This is a genomic window from Pseudoramibacter alactolyticus ATCC 23263, from assembly GCF_000185505.1.
Taxonomy (GTDB): domain Bacteria; phylum Bacillota; class Clostridia; order Eubacteriales; family Eubacteriaceae; genus Pseudoramibacter; species Pseudoramibacter alactolyticus.
The window spans coordinates 1,656,021-1,673,505 of record NZ_GL622359.1; the positions used below are offsets into that span (position 1 = coordinate 1,656,021).

20 protein-coding genes are annotated in these 17,485 nt (G+C 55.2%); 11 read left to right on the top strand and 9 right to left on the bottom strand.

From position 1 onward, the window contains the following. Positions 1-24 precede the first annotated feature (24 nt). Positions 25-651 carry a glycerol-3-phosphate acyltransferase gene (locus HMPREF0721_RS07920; RefSeq protein WP_006599164.1) on the bottom strand — a complete coding sequence of 209 codons (627 nt, stop codon included), beginning with the start codon at positions 649-651 and terminating at the stop codon, positions 25-27. A gap of 157 nt (positions 652-808) precedes the next feature. Here HMPREF0721_RS07920 and HMPREF0721_RS07925 point away from each other — a divergent pair, with 157 nt between their 5' ends. Continuing rightward, a complete protein-coding gene (locus tag HMPREF0721_RS07925) occupies positions 809-2,182 on the top strand; it encodes an AI-2E family transporter (RefSeq protein WP_050786982.1) in 1,374 nt (457 codons plus the stop codon). Positions 2,183-2,231: 49 nt separating this feature from the next. On the opposite strand, the gene larE is transcribed toward HMPREF0721_RS07925, so the two are convergent. Then, positions 2,232-3,056: an ATP-dependent sacrificial sulfur transferase LarE gene (gene larE, locus HMPREF0721_RS07930; protein ID WP_040639998.1), complete on the bottom strand. Its 825-nt coding sequence runs from the start codon at positions 3,054-3,056 to the stop codon at positions 2,232-2,234. Positions 3,057-3,237: 181 nt separating this feature from the next. Between larE and HMPREF0721_RS07935 the strand changes: the two genes are divergently transcribed. Next, positions 3,238-3,600: a biotin--[acetyl-CoA-carboxylase] ligase gene (locus tag HMPREF0721_RS07935; protein WP_006599168.1), complete on the top strand. Its 363-nt coding sequence runs from the start codon at positions 3,238-3,240 to the stop codon at positions 3,598-3,600. A 202-nt stretch (positions 3,601-3,802) separates the two neighbouring features. Next, positions 3,803-4,969 (top strand): FMN-binding glutamate synthase family protein, encoded by a 1,167-nt coding sequence (locus tag HMPREF0721_RS07940; RefSeq protein WP_006599169.1) that lies wholly within the window; start codon positions 3,803-3,805, stop codon positions 4,967-4,969. A 94-nt stretch (positions 4,970-5,063) separates the two neighbouring features. Here HMPREF0721_RS07940 and HMPREF0721_RS07945 read toward each other — a convergent pair whose 3' ends face one another. Continuing rightward, the gene (locus HMPREF0721_RS07945) at positions 5,064-5,903 is read right to left on the bottom strand and encodes a pyridoxamine kinase (RefSeq protein ID WP_006599170.1); all 840 of its coding nucleotides are present in this window, start codon (positions 5,901-5,903) and stop codon (positions 5,064-5,066) included. Between the two features lie 148 nt (positions 5,904-6,051). On the opposite strand from HMPREF0721_RS07945, the gene pdxR reads away from it, so the two are divergent. From pdxR to HMPREF0721_RS12600, 7 genes are all read left to right on the top strand, one after another. Further along, a complete protein-coding gene (gene pdxR, locus HMPREF0721_RS07950) occupies positions 6,052-7,476 on the top strand; it encodes a MocR-like pyridoxine biosynthesis transcription factor PdxR (protein WP_006599171.1) in 1,425 nt (474 codons plus the stop codon). A gap of 171 nt (positions 7,477-7,647) precedes the next feature. Next, a complete protein-coding gene (locus HMPREF0721_RS07955; protein ID WP_006599172.1) occupies positions 7,648-9,339 on the top strand; it encodes a phospho-sugar mutase in 1,692 nt (563 codons plus the stop codon). 424 nt (positions 9,340-9,763) lie between these two features. After that, the gene (locus HMPREF0721_RS07960) at positions 9,764-10,390 is read left to right on the top strand and encodes a GntR family transcriptional regulator (protein WP_040639999.1); all 627 of its coding nucleotides are present in this window, start codon (positions 9,764-9,766) and stop codon (positions 10,388-10,390) included. Between the two features lie 74 nt (positions 10,391-10,464). After that, positions 10,465-11,574, top strand: a complete 1,110-nt coding sequence (locus HMPREF0721_RS07965; protein ID WP_006599174.1) for a betaine/proline/choline family ABC transporter ATP-binding protein — start codon at positions 10,465-10,467, stop codon at positions 11,572-11,574. A gap of 2 nt (positions 11,575-11,576) precedes the next feature. Further along, positions 11,577-12,215 carry an ABC transporter permease gene (locus tag HMPREF0721_RS07970; RefSeq protein WP_006599175.1) on the top strand — a complete coding sequence of 213 codons (639 nt, stop codon included), beginning with the start codon at positions 11,577-11,579 and terminating at the stop codon, positions 12,213-12,215. Beyond that, a complete protein-coding gene (locus tag HMPREF0721_RS07975) occupies positions 12,216-13,556 on the top strand; it encodes an ABC transporter permease/substrate-binding protein (RefSeq protein ID WP_006599176.1) in 1,341 nt (446 codons plus the stop codon). Further along, positions 13,486-13,716 carry a glycine betaine ABC transporter substrate-binding protein gene (locus HMPREF0721_RS12600; protein WP_083798158.1) on the top strand — a complete coding sequence of 77 codons (231 nt, stop codon included), beginning with the start codon at positions 13,486-13,488 and terminating at the stop codon, positions 13,714-13,716. Before HMPREF0721_RS07975 ends, HMPREF0721_RS12600 begins: the two co-directional genes overlap by 71 nt. Positions 13,717-14,063: 347 nt before the next feature. Here HMPREF0721_RS12600 and HMPREF0721_RS07980 read toward each other — a convergent pair whose 3' ends face one another. From HMPREF0721_RS07980 to HMPREF0721_RS08005, 6 genes are all read right to left on the bottom strand, one after another. Continuing rightward, entirely contained in the window at positions 14,064-14,459 is a 396-nt protein-coding gene (locus HMPREF0721_RS07980) for a hypothetical protein (RefSeq protein WP_006599177.1), read from the bottom strand. A 40-nt stretch (positions 14,460-14,499) separates the two neighbouring features. Continuing rightward, a complete protein-coding gene (locus HMPREF0721_RS07985; protein WP_006599178.1) occupies positions 14,500-14,979 on the bottom strand; it encodes a hypothetical protein in 480 nt (159 codons plus the stop codon). A gap of 147 nt (positions 14,980-15,126) precedes the next feature. Then, positions 15,127-15,435, bottom strand: a complete 309-nt coding sequence (locus HMPREF0721_RS07990) for a hypothetical protein (RefSeq protein WP_006599179.1) — start codon at positions 15,433-15,435, stop codon at positions 15,127-15,129. 170 nt (positions 15,436-15,605) lie between these two features. Further along, positions 15,606-15,896, bottom strand: coding sequence for a hypothetical protein (locus HMPREF0721_RS12430; RefSeq protein WP_006599181.1), 291 nt, complete (start codon positions 15,894-15,896; stop codon positions 15,606-15,608). 239 nt (positions 15,897-16,135) lie between these two features. After that, positions 16,136-16,324: a hypothetical protein gene (locus HMPREF0721_RS12280; protein ID WP_040640000.1), complete on the bottom strand. Its 189-nt coding sequence runs from the start codon at positions 16,322-16,324 to the stop codon at positions 16,136-16,138. A 185-nt stretch (positions 16,325-16,509) separates the two neighbouring features. Beyond that, on the bottom strand, positions 16,510-16,797 hold the full coding sequence (locus HMPREF0721_RS08005; protein WP_006599184.1) for an MGMT family protein: 288 nt from the start codon (positions 16,795-16,797) through the stop codon (positions 16,510-16,512). Between the two features lie 166 nt (positions 16,798-16,963). On the opposite strand from HMPREF0721_RS08005, the gene HMPREF0721_RS08010 reads away from it, so the two are divergent. Then, positions 16,964-17,476 (top strand): 2-thiouracil desulfurase family protein, encoded by a 513-nt coding sequence (locus HMPREF0721_RS08010; RefSeq protein ID WP_006599185.1) that lies wholly within the window; start codon positions 16,964-16,966, stop codon positions 17,474-17,476. Positions 17,477-17,485: the final 9 nt, after the last annotated feature.

The window sequence follows — 17,485 nt, forward strand, 5'->3', positions numbered from 1 at the left end:
TTGCTCCGGCTTTTTTGATGTTTTTTACGACGGCGGCTTTCGCCGCCGCCATACCGCCCGAAGTTTCGCCGCCACATCAATCGGCGCTTCCTCGCCGCGGCGCATCCGCCGAAACCCGCCGACGTTCTTCGCAAGCATCAACAGCGTGAAAGCCACCGCAATCCCGCCGATCGCTGTCCCGCCAAAGCAAAACGCCGGCGCGCTGAAGGCCGCCGGAAGCATCACCGCCCCGACACACAGATAGTGGCTGATGATCACGGCCAACGCCGCGAGCCCCAGGGCCAGAAACCCCCAGCAGGGCCGCATGAGCACCGCCGCCGCCCCGGTGACCGCCACGCCTTTGCCGCCGCGAAAGCGATGCCAAAAGGGAAAATCGTGGCCGAGCACCGTGCCCAAACCGACCCACGCCGTCGCCGTGAGACCGCCGCCCGGGAAAATCATCGCCGCCGTCAGTCTGGCCGCCACCACCTTGGCCAGATCCCCGGCGAGGGTCGCGAGCCCCGGCCCCGGCCCCCAAAGGGCCATCACGTTGGCCATACCCGGATTCCCGGAGCCCGCTTCGAAGATCGACACGCCCCGGCGCCGCGCGACCCATGCCGCTGTGAGCCAACACCCCCAGCCGTAGCCAATCATCAAACAGATCCCGCGCATGATCTCGCCTCCCTTCGCTTCACAGGATTTTTATTATTATAACATTCGCCGCAGGATGGCGCGAACCGAAACGCCCGCCGCGGATAATTTACTTGACACTTTTTCAGACGACCGATACACTGAAGCCATCCCACTAAAACCACGCCAGGAGGTGCTCATGAAACTCAGACCGAATAAAAACCAACTCACCTGGGGGCTCACGGCCTTCCTTGTCTTTCTCGCGGCCTTCGTCGCCTATTATCTCATTTTCCACGCCGGACAATTCACCGGCAGCCTGCAGAAGATCGGCCGCACCATGATGCCTATCACCTTCGGCGTCATCATCGCCTTCATCATGACGCCGGTGCTCAACTTCGTCGAGGGACGATGGCTGGTGCCCCTGTTCGAAAGACGCGGCCGCGATGTCGCCGGCCCCGGCTTCACCAAGGACCGGCGCCGCATGCGCAGCCTCTCGGTGCTTATCACCATGTGCTTCCTGCTGCTCTGCCTTTACGCGCTGACGATGATCGTGGTGCCCCAGCTTTTGGCCAGCCTCAACCAATTCTTCACCCAGGTTCCGGCCTACGTCGACAACGTCAACACCTGGATTTCCCGGCTGCCGGGGAACCAGCCAATGCTTCGAAAATGGCTCAACGCCGCCTGGAATACCTCGTCCGCCCAGCTGACCAAGCTTATCAAAACCAGAGTTCTACCCAATATGGGCACCATCCTCCAAACGCTGACCACCCAGCTGGTCGGTGCGGTCCGCGTCTTCTTTAACTTAATCGTCGGACTCATCGTGGCCATTTATCTGCTGGCCTCCAAGGAGACCTTCTGCGCCCAGGGCAAAAAAATCGCCTATGCACTGTTTCGCCCCAATACCGCCAACGAAGTGGTCGGTGCTTTTCGCTTTATCAACGCGACTTTCAACGGATTTATCAGCGGCAAGATCATCGACTCGGCCATCATCGGCGTGCTCTGCTTCCTCGGCGACTCCATCATCGGCACGCCCTATCCGGTGCTCGTCTCGGTGATCGTCGGCGTCACCAATATCATCCCCTTCTTCGGCCCCTATATCGGCGCCATCATCGGCGGGGTTCTCATTCTGCTGATTCAGCCGCTTCAGGCCCTGTATTTTGTGATCTTTGTGATCATCCTCCAGCAATTCGACGGCAATGTTCTCGGGCCGAAGATCCTCGGCGACTCCACCGGACTCTCGAGCTTCTGGGTGATCTTCGCCATCATGATCTTCGGCGGCCTCTTCGGCGTGCTGGGCTGGGTGATCGGCGTGCCGCTGTTCGCCGTGATTTATGCCTTCGCCCGCCGCGTCATCAACCACTTCCTAAAAAAGCGCCGCCTCCCCACCGATACGGCCGACTATTACGACGCGGCCTATCTCGAAGGCGGCGAGCTCAAAAGCCGGCGGGATCCGGCCAATACGCGCTTCCGCGCGCAGCCGGGCAACACCCGCTGGCGTCGTCTTTTCAGGCGCAGACCGGCCGCCCCGGACAACGATAAAAACGATGCTAAGGATGAAACGCCCGAAAAATAACCATCGAAAAAGACCGCTGCCACAGCGGTCTTTTTTTAGTAAGCGCAATTTATTGATCCGCACCAAGCGTCTCGTTCATGCTGCCGGTGCGATAACCCGTCAGGTCCACCGTCACATAGCGAAATCCCAGGGCCTTAAAGGCGGCGTCAACGGCTTCCCGATGCGCGAAAAGCGTCGCCGCCTCGCCGGCCGGCAGTTCGATGCGGGCAATATAATCCCGGCTGCCGTGAATGCGCACCCGCATCTGGCGATAGCCCAAATCGATAAGCAGCTGCTCCGCCTTGTCGACCATCGCGAGCTTTTCCTCGGTGATCTTCTCCCCGTAAGCAAAGCGGGATGCCAAACACGCATAGGAAGGCTTATCCCAGGTAGGCAGGCCCAGCTCCCTGGAAATCGCGCGGATATCGTCCTTCGTGAGCCCAGCCTCCCGCAGGGGGCTGACGACAGCAAGCTCCGCCACCGCCTGCATTCCTGGACGATAGTCGCCCAAATCGTCGAGGTTTGAGCCCTCAGCCACCGCCGCAAAGCCGTTCGCCGCCGCAATTTTTAAAATCTCCGAAAAATTGTTTTTCTTGCACCAATAGCAGCGGTCCGGCGGATTATCCGCAAAGCCTTCGAGGCCCAAGGCATCCACCCCGCACACGATCTGCCGGATCTGCTCCGTCTTGCAGAAATCCGCCGCCTCCTCCATCTCCCTTGGGGGCACGATGTCGGCCTGCACCGTCACGCCGATGGCTTTGTCGCCCAGCACATCGTGGGCTGCCTTTAACAACAGGGTTGAATCCACACCGCCGGAAAAGGCCACCGCCACCGATCCCAGCGATCGGATATTCGCTTTGAGCGCCGCGTATTTCTGCGCTAACCTTGCGTTCATTTTCTTCCTTCTTTCATGCTTTTGATGCGTCATCCGCTTTTTTAATAGGTTGATCATTATAACACAGCCCGAGCCCGGTGCAAAGCCGCGCGCCTTTTTGCTTTTGCCCTGCCGCCGTTATCCGCTACAATATCAAAGAAAAGTTTTTGATGTATTTTAACCGTTCCCGAAAGGATTTTCCATGACCATTTTCCCGGAAATTTTTGAAAACACCCGTTCCCTCGCACCGCCTGCACCCTTTTTGGACGACGGCGCGCCGGTGGATCGCCTCTTCTGGTTTGGGCAGCTGCCCTCAACCAACGGTTTCCTCAAGCGGCACGCATTGCGCCTGCCCCACGGCACCATCGCCGTCGCCGATGCCCAAAGCGCCGGCCGAGGCCGGCGGGGGCGGGATTTTTTCTCCCCGCCGAACAGCGGCCTTCATCTTTCGATGCTCTACCGCCCGGCCAAGCGCTCCGCGCTTTCGTCCTTCGTCACGATGGGAGCCTGCGTCGCTGCAGCCGGGCCGGAGCTTTCAGGCCGAGGGCACGGTCCGCGGATTTAACGACCTCGGCCATTTGCTTCTGACCGATGCCGCCGGCCGAGAGCAAACCATCGCATCTGGAGAAATTTCACTGATATTGGCATAAAATTGTCATCGCGACGCGGCCCGCCGCGTTTGTGTTAAAATAAAACCGTCGGGCGATCCCTGCCCGACGGCTTTATTTTGATTTGATTCATCCAAGGTTTCACACAAAGGAGATTTTATGGCCACTGAACCCGAAAAGAACACCGCTGCCCCGGCTGAAAACGCAGCGCCGCACAAGACTGGCCGCCACATCCCGCGCCGCCGCATGATGCAGATCATCGACCGCATGGCGGCAACCGGCCGGTCCACCACCGCCGCGATGGAAACCGGCCTGCCCCTGCCCAGCTGGGACGACATCCTGCTGCTCGGCGCTCAACTCGGCGCCTTTCCGCTGCCGCCGTCCGCCGCTGTCAGCACCACCACCATCATCGGCGGGAAGGCCCGCAAGCCCCTGACGCTGATGCATCCCTTCTTCGTCTCTCATCTCTCGTCACAGGTACTGCCCGCCGAGCTTAAAACGGCAATGGCGGCCGGTGCTGCCGCCGCCGATACGGCTGTCGGCAGCGGCGACGGTCCGGTGAGCAGCGACGTGCAAAACGCCGCCGGACAGCTCATCTACGAAGTCACGCCGGACAGTGATGTATCTGACACCTTCCTGCAAAGCTGCGGCGCCGTCGAAATTAAAATCGGCCAGGCCACCAAGCCAGGCACAGCGGTCTTCCCCGGGCTTAACGACCGGGGCGACGTGAAAAAATTGATTTCTTCGCTGCGGGACCGCGCCGACGGGCGCCCGATCGGCATTAAAATCGCGGCCGGCAACATCGAAAAAGATGTTTTTGTCTGTCTCTTTGCCGAACCGGATTTTATCACCATCGACGGCCGCGGCGGCTCTGACGGCATGAGCCCCCTACTCGCCCGGGAAGCCTTTGGCGTCCCGACAATTTACGCCATCGGCCGGGCCGTCAAGCGGCTTAAGAACTACCGTAACGAAAACGTCGCGCTGATCGTCACCGGCGGTCTGCGCACTTCAGCGGATATCGTCAAGGCGCTGGCCATGGGCGCCGATGCCGTGGCCCTGGGCTCTGCCCCGCTGATCGCCGCCGCACCGGATTATTACCGTTTTCTCCAAGGGCAGAATACCCCGGCCTGCGGCCATGCTCCGAAGAAAGCCGTTATCCCGGCCGATGCCGCCGCAAGACTCACCCGTTTCCTGCGCCTCACCGGCGACGAGATTGCCGCGTTCTGCCGCATGATGGGACACGCCGACATTCGAGCGCTGAGCACCGCTGATCTGGCGACGGTCAGCCGGGACATTTCAGACTATACCGAGATTCCCCATGCCTAAGCCAAAACGATACACGCCAAAAAAGACGCTTGCTGATGCAAGCGTCTTTTTCGTTATTTTTGAACGCAAAGCACGGCGACGATGCGCCGGCCGATTAGCGGCGGGCATCGAGCATCCGGATGAGCTCGGGGATCGTGGTTTCGAAATCGACACCATACCACGGGTTGGCCGGATTGGCGACGGTCACGGCGATGGTTCTGGCTGTGTAGTCCGCGGCGATTTGCATGGCGGTTTGCCAATCGATGCCGTTCATCATGGCGCCGACGCAGGTGCTGGAGAAGAGATCGCCGGTGCCGTGATAAGTCGCGTCGATCCGGTCGTTCTGATAGGTATAGAATGTGCCGGAAACGGTGTCGATCCCCATGACGCCGGTTTTTCCCGGCGAGAGGGAGACGCCGGTGAGCACGGCAGTCTTCGGGCCGAGCGCGCCCAGCTTTTCGAGCAGATTTTTAATGTAAGCTTCGTCGGTGGTTTCGCGGTAGTCGGTGCCCGTCATGAAGCAGGCCTCGGTGATATTGGGCACGATAAAGTCGGCGTGGCGGCAGAGCTCGGCATTGCGTGCGGCATAAGCCTCGTCAAAGGCCGGATAAAGTTTGCCGTTGTCGGCCATCACCGGATCGATGAAGCGCAGGGTGTCGCTGTCCGCAAAGTCGTCGAAGAGTTTCTCGACGATTTCGATTTGCTCAAAGGAGCCCAGGTAACCGGTGTAGACCGCGTCGAAGCCAATACCCTCAGCGCGCCAATGCTCGGTGATGGGCACGATCTGATCGGTCAGATCCTTGACGGTGAAATTTTTGAACATCGTGTGGGTGGAGAGCACCGCCGTCGGGATGACGGCCGTCTCGACGCCCATGGCGGAGATCACCGGCAGAGCGACGGTGAGGGAGCACTTGCCGAAGCAGGAAATGTCTTGGATGGTTAAAACGCGTTTCAAAATGGTACCTCTTCTGAAATTTTTTAAAGTCTTTGATCCGTCGATGCTCGGTTTGCATTTGACGGACCTTTTTTATTATAATGGCTATTGACCATCTTCAAAGTGCCAATTTAAAATAATTTATGATGGTCAGATTGGAAGTGCACCGATGTTGACCTACGATTTGGATGCCGCGGGGAGCGATCCCCTTTACGTTTTTCTTTATAAATGCATCAAGGCGGATATTGTCTGCGGGCGGCTCACTCCCGGAGAGGCGCTGCCCAGCAAGCGGGCCTTTGCCAAACATTTGGGCGTGAGCACCATCACCGTGGAAAATGCCTACGGCCAGCTCACCTCCGAGGGCTATATCGTTTCCCGGCCGCGGCGGGGATTTTATGTGGCGGCGCTTTCGGAGCTGCCGCTTCGGAATCGGCAGGCGGCAGCCGTTTTGTCGCCCGAGCCGGAAGCCGGCCGGACGCGGGCCGCGCTGACGCAAACGCTGGCAGCACCGCAGTGGTTTGCCGATTTCGCCAGCAACCAGACGGACCCTGAACGCTTCCCCTTTTCAATTTGGGCAAAGATCAGCCGGGCGGTGCTCAGCCGGGAGCAGCCGGCGCTGATGGAGAACCCGCCGGCGGGCGGCACGGCCCAGCTGCGGCGGGCCATCGCCGGGCAGCTGCGGGATTTTCGGGGCATGGCTGTCTCGCCAGAACAGATCATCGTCGGCGCCGGCACGGAATACCTTTATGGCCTGCTTATTCAGCTCTTGGGCTTTGACAAAATTTATGCCGTGGAGACGCCGGGCTACCGCAAGGTGGCCCAGATTTATCGGGCCCACGGTCTGACGGTGGCCGAGATCCCGCTGGATCATGCGGGGTTGATGCCGGATCGGCTTGCAGCCAGCGGAGCGTCGGTGGTGCACCTCACGCCGAGTCACCATTTTCCCACCGGGCGGACCATGCCCATCAGCCGGCGCTGCGAGCTGCTGGGCTGGGCGTCCCGGTCGCCGAATCGTTTCATCATCGAGGACGATTACGACAGCGAATTCCGGATGAACGGGCGGCCCATTCCGCCGCTTTACACCATCGATGACAGCCGGCGGGTGATCTATATCAACACCTTCACCAAGAGCCTGGCCTCCACCGTCCGCGTGTCTTATATGGTGCTGCCCTTTCCGCTGGCGGCGCGATTTTATAAAGAGCTGCGCTTTTATGCCTGTACGGTGTCGACCTTTGAGCAGTTCACATTGGCGCGTTTCATCGCCGAGGGGCATTATGAAAAGCACATTAACCGCACGCGCCTGGCCTATAAGCGCCGGCGGGACACGCTGCTCGCGGTGATCGCCGCAAGCCCCCTGGCGGCGCGGGCCCGAATCGCCGAGGAAAACGCGGGCCTGCATTTTCTGATGACCATTGACACCGAGAAGCCGGATCGGGCACTTATCGCCGACGCGGCCCGGGAGGGAATTCATCTGGCGGCGCTCTCGGACTACGGCGGGGCCGGGGCCCACACCTTCGTTATCAATTATTCGTCGATTCCCGACGGGCGCATGGCCGAAGCGGTGGCGCGGCTTTATCGTGCGGTCGTCGCCTGAGCGCGCGGCAGATTTTTTGAAAACGCATGAAAAAAGTGCATTGAAACTTTTTTGAATGGCCTGCGGCGTTGTGCATCGGCGGCGCTTGGGGTATAATGAGTGTAATCGGTTATTCGTGGCCGCGCAATTAGCGGCGTTTGGCATAAAGGGAAAACGAATCAGGAGGATAGGATGGATTATCGCGACAATTTGCAAAAGTGGCTCAATTTTGGACAATACGACTACGGGATGCTCAAAGAACTGGAGGACATCACCGACGAAAAGGAACTGGAAGATCGTTTTTATACCGAGCTGGCCTTCGGCACAGCGGGGATGCGCGGCAAGATCGGCATGGGGACCAACCGCATCAATGTGTATGTCGTGGCGCGGGCGACCCAGGGGCTGGCCCGGTATCTGCTCGCGGCGGATCCGGCCAATGCAGACAAGGGCGTGGCGATTGCCTACGACTCGAGGCATTTCTCCCAGGAATTTGCCCAGGTCTCGGCCCAGGTGCTGGCGGCCAACGGCATCAAGGCGTATCTTTTTGACGACTTGCGCCCGGTGCCGGTGCTTTCTTTCACCGTGCGCCATCTCGGAACGGCGGCGGGGATCGTGATTACCGCGTCCCACAACACGAAGATTTACAACGGCTACAAGGTTTACGGGCCGGACGGCGGCCAGATCACCGAGGAAGCGGCCGGCGCTGTGGTGGCCCAAATCCGGAAGGTGACGGACTATTTCGGCGTGGAGCTCGCGGCGGACGACGACGCGCACATCATTACCGTGCCGCCGGAAGTGGACGATGCTTATGCCGCCGCGGTGGAAGCCGTGGCCCGGGCCAATCCCGGCAGCGATCTGAAAATTATTTACACGCCGCTGCACGGCTCCGGCAACATTCCGGTGCGCCGGGTGCTGAAGGATCTGGGCTATGAACACGTATCCGTGGTTAAAGAGCAGGAACTGCCCGACGGCGATTTCCCGACGGTGGCCAAACCCAATCCGGAAGAAAAGGCTGTGTTTAACATCGCCATCGGCATGGCGGAAAAAGAAGGCGCCGACATCATTTTCGGCACCGACCCGGACAGCGACCGCCTGGGCGTGTGCTGCCGCAAGCCCGACGGCGACTACGCCGTGTTTACCGGGAATCAAACCGGCGCGCTTTTGGTGGATTATATGCTCGAAAGCCGCGACTGGCCGGACAACAAAGCCATCGTGAAAACCATCGTGACCAGCGAAATGGGCGGGGTGATCGCCCGGGCCCACGGCGCAGCGGTTTATAATGTGCTCACCGGCTTTAAATACATCGGTGAAAAGATGACCCAGTGGCAGGCGGACGGCTCGCACACCTTTGTGATGGGCTATGAGGAAAGCTACGGCTATCTGGCCGGCGATTACGCCCGGGACAAGGACGCTGTGGTGGCCAGCGCCCTGGTCATCGAAATGGCCCAGTATTACAAAGACAAGGGCATGACCCTTTATGAAGCGCTTCAGTCCCTGTATGAAAAATACGGCTATTTTGAAGAATACGTGCAGTCCATCGAGCTCGACGGTATCGCGGGCAAGGCTCAGATCACAAAGATCATGGATGCTTTCCGCGCCGATTATTTCGACGCCTTTGCCGATGCGAAACTGGCGGCATTCAACGATTACCAGAGCCAATTCAGCAAAGATTTGGCCACCGGGCAGACGACACCCCTCGATCTGCCGGTGTCCAACGTGCTGAAATTCGTTTTTGACGAAGACTCCTGGTATGCGATCCGTCCCTCCGGCACCGAGCCGAAAATCAAAGTGTATTATTCGGTGAAGGGTCAGAGCGCGGCCGATGCGAAGGTCAAGCTTGAAGAACTGAAGGCCGCGGTCAACGAAAGACTGCCGGAGCTTTAAGCGGTTTGTTCATCAAAACCCGTCTGAGATCAGATGATCGCAGGCGGGTTTTTTGGTGCATCAATCAAAGCGAACCGTATTGAAGCCTACGCGACGACCATGATTATTGCGTTTGGGCCGCGGGGGATGTGCGCCTGAGACGGGCTGTTAAATCCCCGGGCGGCTTTAATCATTCATCAGGGAAGAGCAGATGGTGTTATGGAGAAATGACATAATCAATGGCGCTGGCATAGGGATGACATCAGACCGCATCAATCGCGATAGGAAATGTTTTCGACCGGGTTACGGTTGAAAAAAACCAAGCGACCTTTTTGTGGGGATATCTCCACAAAAACCGTTAACTGCCACATTGTTTGACTTATATAAGTTGGCTGTGTTAAAATAGTATCAGTTTTTATCGTCAGGAATGGGAGGCATAAAGGAAATGAAGCAAAGTCAATCGCAATCAAAATGCTTATGGGTCGCCCGGGATATTGCGGGAGAGATAGCCAAGGGGGAACGGCAGGAAGGCGAAGCCATTCCCGGGATGTCGATAATGGCATCAAAATACGGCGTTTCTCCGGAAACCATCAGGAGAGCCGTATCCATATTGGCGGGCAAAGGCGTCGTTGAGGTGAAACCTCAGAGCAGAACAAGAGTTAAATCTGTGAAAAACGCGTTGAAATACATCAGCTATATTGAGAAAGATAACGAGCTTCGAAATGCCTATCACAGCATCAGAGAGATAGCCAGGCAATATCAAGAATTAAATTCCAGACTTTTGGATACCCTGGATTACTTTGTAGAAAGAAAAATCAGTCTCTCTCCGGTTGAATCTCCCTTTCCGAATTACGAAATCCCAATCCCGGATGATTCCAATTTAATCGGAAAAACCATCGGCGAGTTGAAATTTTGGAGCAATACCAAATGCACGATCGTAGGCATAAAAAAAAGGGACGAAACGATCATTTCCCCCGGCCCATATCTTTCTTTCGAAAAAGGAGACATTATCGTGGTGATCGGAACGGCAGAAGCCATAGAAGATTCTGTAAAGCTGATCAGGCAGCTTTGATTTCAATCGAAAACCGACGATAATGGGCATAATAAACACGCGTGTTGATACATATTTACATAGGAGGTTCATTTATGATTCGATTTGAAAAGGTGAGGAAGACGTACGGGAAGACCACTATATTAAATGATTTGACATTTGATATAGAAGACAGACAGTTTGTTTGTCTGATCGGCAAGTCGGGCTGCGGCAAGACCACGACGCTGAAGACCATCAATCGATTGATTAAGCCGGATTCCGGCAGAATTTTGATTGATGGTGAAGATATTTCAACGAAGAATAAGGCGGAGCTGAGAAGACATATTGGATATGTGATCCAGGAAATCGGTCTTTTTCCGAACATGACGGTCGCACAGAACGTCGCCGTCGTGCCTAAACTGCTTAAATACAGCAAGGCAGAATGTGACCGTATCGTCAATGAAATGCTTGATTTGGTGAAGATGCATGAATATGCGGATAAATATCCGTCGGAGCTTTCGGGCGGCCAGCAGCAGAGAATCGGGGTGCTCAGAGCATTGGCAGCAAGCCCGCCGATCGTATTGATGGACGAACCCTTCGGCGCACTGGATCCGATGACCAGAGAAAGTCTTCAAAATGAAGTAAAAGACCTCCAGCAAAAGCTCAATAAGACGATCATTTTCGTCACCCATGACATGAATGAGGCGCTGAAGCTGGCGGACGTCATCATCTTTATGGATCGCGGGAAAATTGTGCAGATGGCAAGTCCTGCCGAATTCCTGGCGCATCCGGCCAATGATTTGGTGAGAGAATTCATGGGCGAACACACAGAAGGCTATATAGCGCCTACAAAGGTAGAGGATTATATGCGCACAAATCTTGCGTTTGCCCATAAGAACGATCAGGTTAAGGCCTGTGCGGAAATGATGGCGAGAAACAGCGTGGACTCCGTGCTCGTGGTGGATGATAACAATCGATTTGCAGGAACCGTGAGCATCAGAGACATCATGCACTGGGGCAAGGAGTTGAGCCGCATCGAGCCGCTTATCAGGCAGACGGCGAGAACGGTGCTCATCGGCAGCGATGCCAGGGAAAGCTTTGAATATCTGTTAGAGACGAATGCCGATTATGTGGTGGTTTTAAATCCGGACAGAAGCATAGCCGGCATCATCACCAAAACCAGCGTGGCCACCTCAGTAGCCGAGAATTTATGGGGAGGTGAATAATCGTGAAAGCATTGATGGATACTTATGGTTCTATGCTGCTGAGCGCCATAGGAACGCATATGCTGTATGTGATGGTTTCGGTTGCCTTAGGTGCCGCGGCCGGAATGATACTGGGAATTGTGCTTTCAAGAGTTCCTAAGTGGTCTGTCGTCATACTTCCGATCTTATCGGTATTTCAGACGATACCAGGGCTTGCGTTTATCGGAATATTGTTCTTAATTACCGGCATGAAGCCCATTACAGTCATCATCGCGTTATCGGTGTACGTCATATTTCCGGTTCTGAAAAACACGTATGCCGGCATACTCAGCGTAGAAGATAAATACGTAGAAGCGGCGAAGGGCTGCGGCATGACTTCTTTTCAAACGTTGATGCGGGTGGAATTGCCGCTGGCTTCGCCGACCATCATTGCAGGACTCAGAATGGCGGTTATATACACTGTCAGCTGGGCGGTTTTGGCAGCGATGATCGGTTTAGGCGGTCTGGGAGACTTTATCTATCAGGGCACCACATCCAACAACAATACCTTGATTCTATTGGGCGCCATACCCGCGGCCGTCATAGCCATCGTTTTGGGTCTTATCATCGACGTTTTGCAGAAAAGACTTACTCCGCGAGGCATCCGGGAGGTGAAAAGATAAATGACATTCAGCTTGATAATGGAGCACATGTTTTTGGTGCTGGCGGCCATTACCATGTCGATTTTAATAGGCATCCCTTTGGGCGTATGCGCCTATATGATGCCAAAGAGCAGAGGGCTTATCCTGAAGGTGGTGGATATCCTTCAGACGATACCGGCCCTGGCACTCCTTGGTTTAATCATGATTCTGGCAGGTCCCGGAAAACTGACGGTCGTTATCGGGATCACCCTCTATTCCCTGCTTCCGATCGTCCAAAATACATGTCTCGGCCTTTCGGGAATAGACCCGGGTGTCGAAGAAGCCGCCAAGGGTGTCGGGATGACCTCGATGGAGCGGCTGACGCAGGTGGAATTTCCAATAGCCTTTCCCACGGTATTTACAGGAATAAGGATTGCCCTGGTCAACGCCATCGGCATCGCGGTATTTGCAGCCTTTGTCGGCGGCGGCGGTATTGGCGGCGTCATGAACAAAGCCATCCGAATACAGGACATGAAGATGATCCTGACCGCCACCGGGGCACTGATGTTGATTGCGGTTGTATTGGACCTTCTGATGGGCGTCAGCGAAGCCCAGATAAGAAAATCCCACAGCAGCATGAAGCGGGTCATTTCATCGATACTCATCGTCTTTGTCGCCTTTATGGCCACAGTTCCCTTTCAGGTGGCCGGCTCCAATTCGGCGGGGAACCTGATGCTTTATGACGGTGATTACACCGAGACCCAGATCATGCATCACATGATCAAGCATCTTGTGGAGGGAAAAACGGATCTGAACGTGACCATCCAGGATCAGATGTCCCAGGTTAACAACTACAAGGCACTGATCGGCAAGAAACATAGCTGCGATATGATGATCAGTTATGACGGAACATGGCTCACGACTTTTCTGCACAAGGATCCGACGGATGTCCCTAAGGGGGAAAGCTTATACCAATACACCAATCAATTAGGCAAGAAAAAAGAGGGCCTAACCATGCTGGGCAAATTGGGATTTAACAATACCTATGCCATTGCGGTGCCGCGCAAGTTGGCGGATAAGTACAACCTGAAGAAGGTTTCGGATTTGGAAAAGGTGGCTCCCGAGCTGACCTTTGGCGCGGAACATGAATTTTTCACGGAAGAGGGCAGTATGAAGTACAATCCTTTCGTGAGGTTCTACAACCTGAAATTCAAGAATCAAAAATCGGTGGACGTCAGCCTGAAATACTCGGCGATCGGAAAAGGAGAGTTTGATGTGACAGAGGTGTTTGCGACGGACGGTCTGAACAAAAATGGAAGACGACAAGCACTTCTTCCCGGAATACAACGGCGCCTTCCTCATAAGAGAGGATACCTTTACTAAATTTGCCAAGACGGCGCCTAATTTAAAGAAGGTGTTGTCATCGTTGGACGGCAAGATATCCACGGAGGAAATGTCTGAGATGACTTATCAAGTGGATGTTAAGGGCAGGACGGTGGATGATGTGGCAATCGACTTCCTGAAGAAAAAAGGACTGCTATAGGCGGCCCGGCAAAGAAGCCTTTTAATAAAGCAAAAAACCGGACGGAACAGCCGTCCGGTTTTTGATTGTCAGTATGCCTGTTGATGACGGACATGGAGATTCGTTTTTCAGATGCATTGAAAAATCTTTTAATAGAGTGTAAAGTCATCGCTTTTCAGATTTTGGATTTCTTGTTTTCAAATTCCCGGCGAGGCTGATTTTTCAAATTTTATAATCCGCCTCCGGGTTCGGGCGTTTCTTAACGCGCTTGTTGTAGATTTTTTGCAGATTGATGAGCGGTTCGGGGGATTCCTTTTTCAGCCGGTCCAAGACGTGAAGGATTCGGGCGCGCTCAGATTTTGAAAGCGTTAAATCATAAATGTCATAATTAATGATTTTATAATTTTATCGAAATAAAAAGCAATATACTGTTCATCATATTTTTCAACCGGATAATAAAAGAGGCCCCAATCGCTCACTTTCCAGAGATCTCCCTTTTTAAACAAGCGGCAGATGGCAATACCGCTTCGTCTTCGCAGTTTTTCATTATAACCGTTTGGATAATCTTTATTGATGGATTCGGGCAAACGACGGTATTCCCATTCTCTTACGATAGGGTATTCGTTTTTGGCGTAGGGCATGTGGGTGGCATAATAATAGGCATTGTCGTGCAGGTTCCAGGCGATGGCACCCTTTACCAGCAGCAGGCCAAGCAGCGCGATGCCCGCGGCGATCAAGATCGGTTTGATTGGCTTTGTTTCCATTTTTTGTGTTTCCTTCCCTTGTGTTTCTGAGATAAGCGCTTCATTTTTTGCCGATTTTTTTGAGAGCCTTTTTGGCTTGGGACAGGCGCTTTTTCATGCGGCGGGCTATCTTTTTTGCGTGGCGAGCAATCTTTTTCACTTTCCGTTTAGCGCTTCGTTTGAGGATCTGCACCCGTTTGATGATGCGATTTCGGATTTTTAAAGCTTTGGCTGCGCTTTTTCGCGCGGCATGGCGAACGGCTTTTGAAATTTTGGTCTTGGTTTTATGGTAGGCGCGGATGGCCTTGCGTCCGGCGCTGGCTGCCCTGTGTCGGATCTTTTGAAGGGGCTTAACAATTTTTCGGCTGATTTGTTGCTTCAGCTTTTGTTTGGCCTTTTTCGGGTTTTTGATTAGAAATTTCGCCTTTTTAAATGCTTTTTTAATGGGTTCTCCGAGAACATTATCCCAAAGCCCCCAGCCGATTATCCCCAATGAGGCCAGACTTAACCCCAAAAGCGTTGTCATTGCCCGAGCGCGCATGCCCCTTCCACGTTGATCGCGCTTTTTGCTTAGCGTACTGATCGAACGGTTGTATTGTTTTTTTAGTGTTTTGATCAAAGGCTCATCGAGATTAAGAAAAGCATAAACGTCTTTATCGGCATCAAGATCCGGTTGATTGATGCCGTGCTATTCCGTCATCCAGTCGCCGAAATACCCATTGGCAAAGGCCCAGCTTTTGGAAACATTAGCCGACATGGCGTGAATCATGAAATCCTGAGCGCGCATGATGCCCGGTAAAAACCCGGGTTTCACCGGGCTGATGGTCGTCGCCCAATGCGTCAAATAGGCATCGGGTCGGCGGTCCAGGGCGCCGGCGGCCGCAATGGCCAGATGAGGAAGATCAACCCTTCCTTTTTTTCGCCCAACAGCGACAGCTGAATAAAAATTTCCATATATTTTATTGACTTGCTGAGCCGTTAAATTTTTATGTTCCACCTTTGAATAATAGCCCTAATGATCGCCTTTAGATGTGGTTTATCGTATTGCTTATCCTCCACATGCTAAATCCAGCGCTGCGCGAGACTTTTTTATAACTTCTGCTTATAAAATAAAGCTGATCCCGTTTGATCTCTGCGGCACTTTTGTGATGTTTCCTGCCATCCTGCTCAATGGCCTTGAGCACGGTAAAGAAAACATGCTGTTGCCGAGGCGTCAACCCCGTATTCTTTTCGAACCAGCCGATTTTTTGTTTTGGTTTGCTTCCTGTTGGCTTTGAAGCGGCGGGTTTGGTTGTTTTTTTCTGCGGCGCGGATTGTCCGGCCCGGCGTCGTTATTTTCTGGTAGCCCAGAGTGATCACCTGGTCGGCATTGGCCGTCACCGTCTGCCCTTTAGGCGCGCGGTAGCCCCGGATCGCCGGCGGCGTGACGGTAAAGCGCGCGCCCTTTAGCAGAGACACGGTTCGCGCCTTCCCCAGGGGGTGGCCGCTTTTTCGGTCGACGACTCGGACGGTCAGCCGATATTCCGAGGTGTAGGTATAGGTCAGGATCTTCTCGTGCCGGCTGGGCTGGACCGCCCGGGTCGCTGTACGCCTGCCACCAGGCCGTGTCCGTCTCAGTCACGGTGCAAAGCAGATCGATCCGGGTACCGGCGCAGGTGTCACCCATATGGGTGATGCGCCCCGCGGGCCGGCGGCAGTCAGCAGGTTATTTTCGGTAAAATGGTCGGCCACCACCCGGACATGCACCGGGGCGAAGGCATGCACGCCCCGGACATGGGCATCGGGGCGCCGGAGACCGCAACACTGGCACCCTTAGTGCGGCGGCAAAAGCCGCCGGCACGAAAAACCCGAAAGCCGCCGCCATCATTCCCAAAGCCAATAGCCATCGTTTGAGTCGCCGCATCACATTCTCTCCTTCAATTCAACAATCCAATTGGTTTGCCGACATGAGCAATCAACCCAGTTTAAGGATTTTGGATGAAAAAGACAAGAAAAAGGTAAAAATAAGCTAAAAAGAGGTAAAATTTTGCAAAAACAGCGGGATGGCATCCATGCGGGCGATGGCCGGCGCTCACCCTGTCCAACGGCAGGCGCCTACGTCCACCCGACCGTCGGGCAAAAAGGGCACGCCCTCCCGGGCGAGCACCGCTCGGCGCAGATCGGCCTGGCCGCCGGCGATTCGGCCGTCGGCGCGCACCACCCGCTGCCAGGGCAGCGCCTCCGGGCAGCGGCGCATGGCAAAACCCACCGTACGCGCACCGCGGGGCCGGCCGAGCATCGCGGCAAGCTGGCCGTAAGTAGCGACACGGCCCTCAGGAATGCGGGCCACCAGGGCATAAACCTGTTCGAAAAAAGTCATGGCGAAACCTCCTCGGGATGTTGTGATAACCTCAGTTTAATCGTCCGCGCGGAGCGATGCAATCGGTTCATGCGCGGGCGGCAGAAAAATCTTTGCCGGACGGCGGCTTTTCGGTTAAGATAAAAAGCATCACAGGCAAAACGCAAAGCGCATAAGGAGGCAGCTGATGAAGGGGCATAAACCCAAATCCTGGCGGGCTCTGCTCGCCGACCCGGCGGAAAAGGTGCTCGTTTCCGCGTGTCTGGCGGGGACGCCCTGCCGCTACGACGGCAAGAGCAACGCCGACGCGCGGGTGCAGGCGCTGGCGGCGTCCGGCCGGGCGGTGATCGTCTGCCCGGAGGTGGCCGGCGGGCTTAAGATTCCGCGCATTCCGGCGGAAATAAGGGTGGCGGGGGGCAAACGGAAAGTGTATAATAAACAAAACCGTGACGTCACCGCGGCATACGAACGCGGCGCGGCCCATGCGGCGGCGCTGGCGCTGGCCTGCGGCTGCCGGCTGGCGATTTTCAAAGCGCGCAGTCCGGCCTGCGGCTGCGGAACCATTTACGACGGCAGTTTTACCCACCGTCTGACGGCGGGAAACGGCATCGCGGCCCAGGCCCTGATGGATGCCGGGGTGATCGTCATCACAGAAGAAACCCTTTGGGCGGATCCGGCGGATGGATCGCCTTTGAGGTAACCAGGGATC

Excerpts from the sequence above, each read along its gene's own strand:
- HMPREF0721_RS07940 (WP_006599169.1), top strand. The coding sequence starts at position 3,803 with ATGGCCACTGAACCCGAAAAGAACACCGCTGCCCCGGCTGAAAACGCA.
- HMPREF0721_RS07935 (WP_006599168.1), top strand. The coding sequence starts at position 3,238 with ATGACCATTTTCCCGGAAATTTTTGAAAACACCCGTTCCCTCGCACCG.
- pdxR (WP_006599171.1), top strand. The coding sequence starts at position 6,052 with ATGTTGACCTACGATTTGGATGCCGCGGGGAGCGATCCCCTTTACGTT.
- HMPREF0721_RS08010 (WP_006599185.1), top strand. The coding sequence starts at position 16,964 with ATGAAGGGGCATAAACCCAAATCCTGGCGGGCTCTGCTCGCCGACCCG.
- HMPREF0721_RS07920 (WP_006599164.1), bottom strand. The coding sequence starts at position 651 with ATGCGCGGGATCTGTTTGATGATTGGCTACGGCTGGGGGTGTTGGCTC.
- larE (WP_040639998.1), bottom strand. The coding sequence starts at position 3,056 with ATGAACGCAAGGTTAGCGCAGAAATACGCGGCGCTCAAAGCGAATATC.
- HMPREF0721_RS07975 (WP_006599176.1), top strand. The coding sequence starts at position 12,216 with ATGACATTCAGCTTGATAATGGAGCACATGTTTTTGGTGCTGGCGGCC.
- HMPREF0721_RS08005 (WP_006599184.1), bottom strand. The coding sequence starts at position 16,797 with ATGACTTTTTTCGAACAGGTTTATGCCCTGGTGGCCCGCATTCCTGAG.
- HMPREF0721_RS07980 (WP_006599177.1), bottom strand. The coding sequence starts at position 14,459 with ATGGAAACAAAGCCAATCAAACCGATCTTGATCGCCGCGGGCATCGCG.
- HMPREF0721_RS07955 (WP_006599172.1), top strand. The coding sequence starts at position 7,648 with ATGGATTATCGCGACAATTTGCAAAAGTGGCTCAATTTTGGACAATAC.
- HMPREF0721_RS12600 (WP_083798158.1), top strand. The coding sequence starts at position 13,486 with ATGGAAGACGACAAGCACTTCTTCCCGGAATACAACGGCGCCTTCCTC.
- HMPREF0721_RS07960 (WP_040639999.1), top strand. The coding sequence starts at position 9,764 with ATGAAGCAAAGTCAATCGCAATCAAAATGCTTATGGGTCGCCCGGGAT.
- HMPREF0721_RS07925 (WP_050786982.1), top strand. The coding sequence starts at position 809 with ATGAAACTCAGACCGAATAAAAACCAACTCACCTGGGGGCTCACGGCC.
- HMPREF0721_RS07965 (WP_006599174.1), top strand. The coding sequence starts at position 10,465 with ATGATTCGATTTGAAAAGGTGAGGAAGACGTACGGGAAGACCACTATA.
- HMPREF0721_RS12280 (WP_040640000.1), bottom strand. The coding sequence starts at position 16,324 with ATGGCTATTGGCTTTGGGAATGATGGCGGCGGCTTTCGGGTTTTTCGT.
- HMPREF0721_RS07985 (WP_006599178.1), bottom strand. The coding sequence starts at position 14,979 with ATGCGCGCTCGGGCAATGACAACGCTTTTGGGGTTAAGTCTGGCCTCA.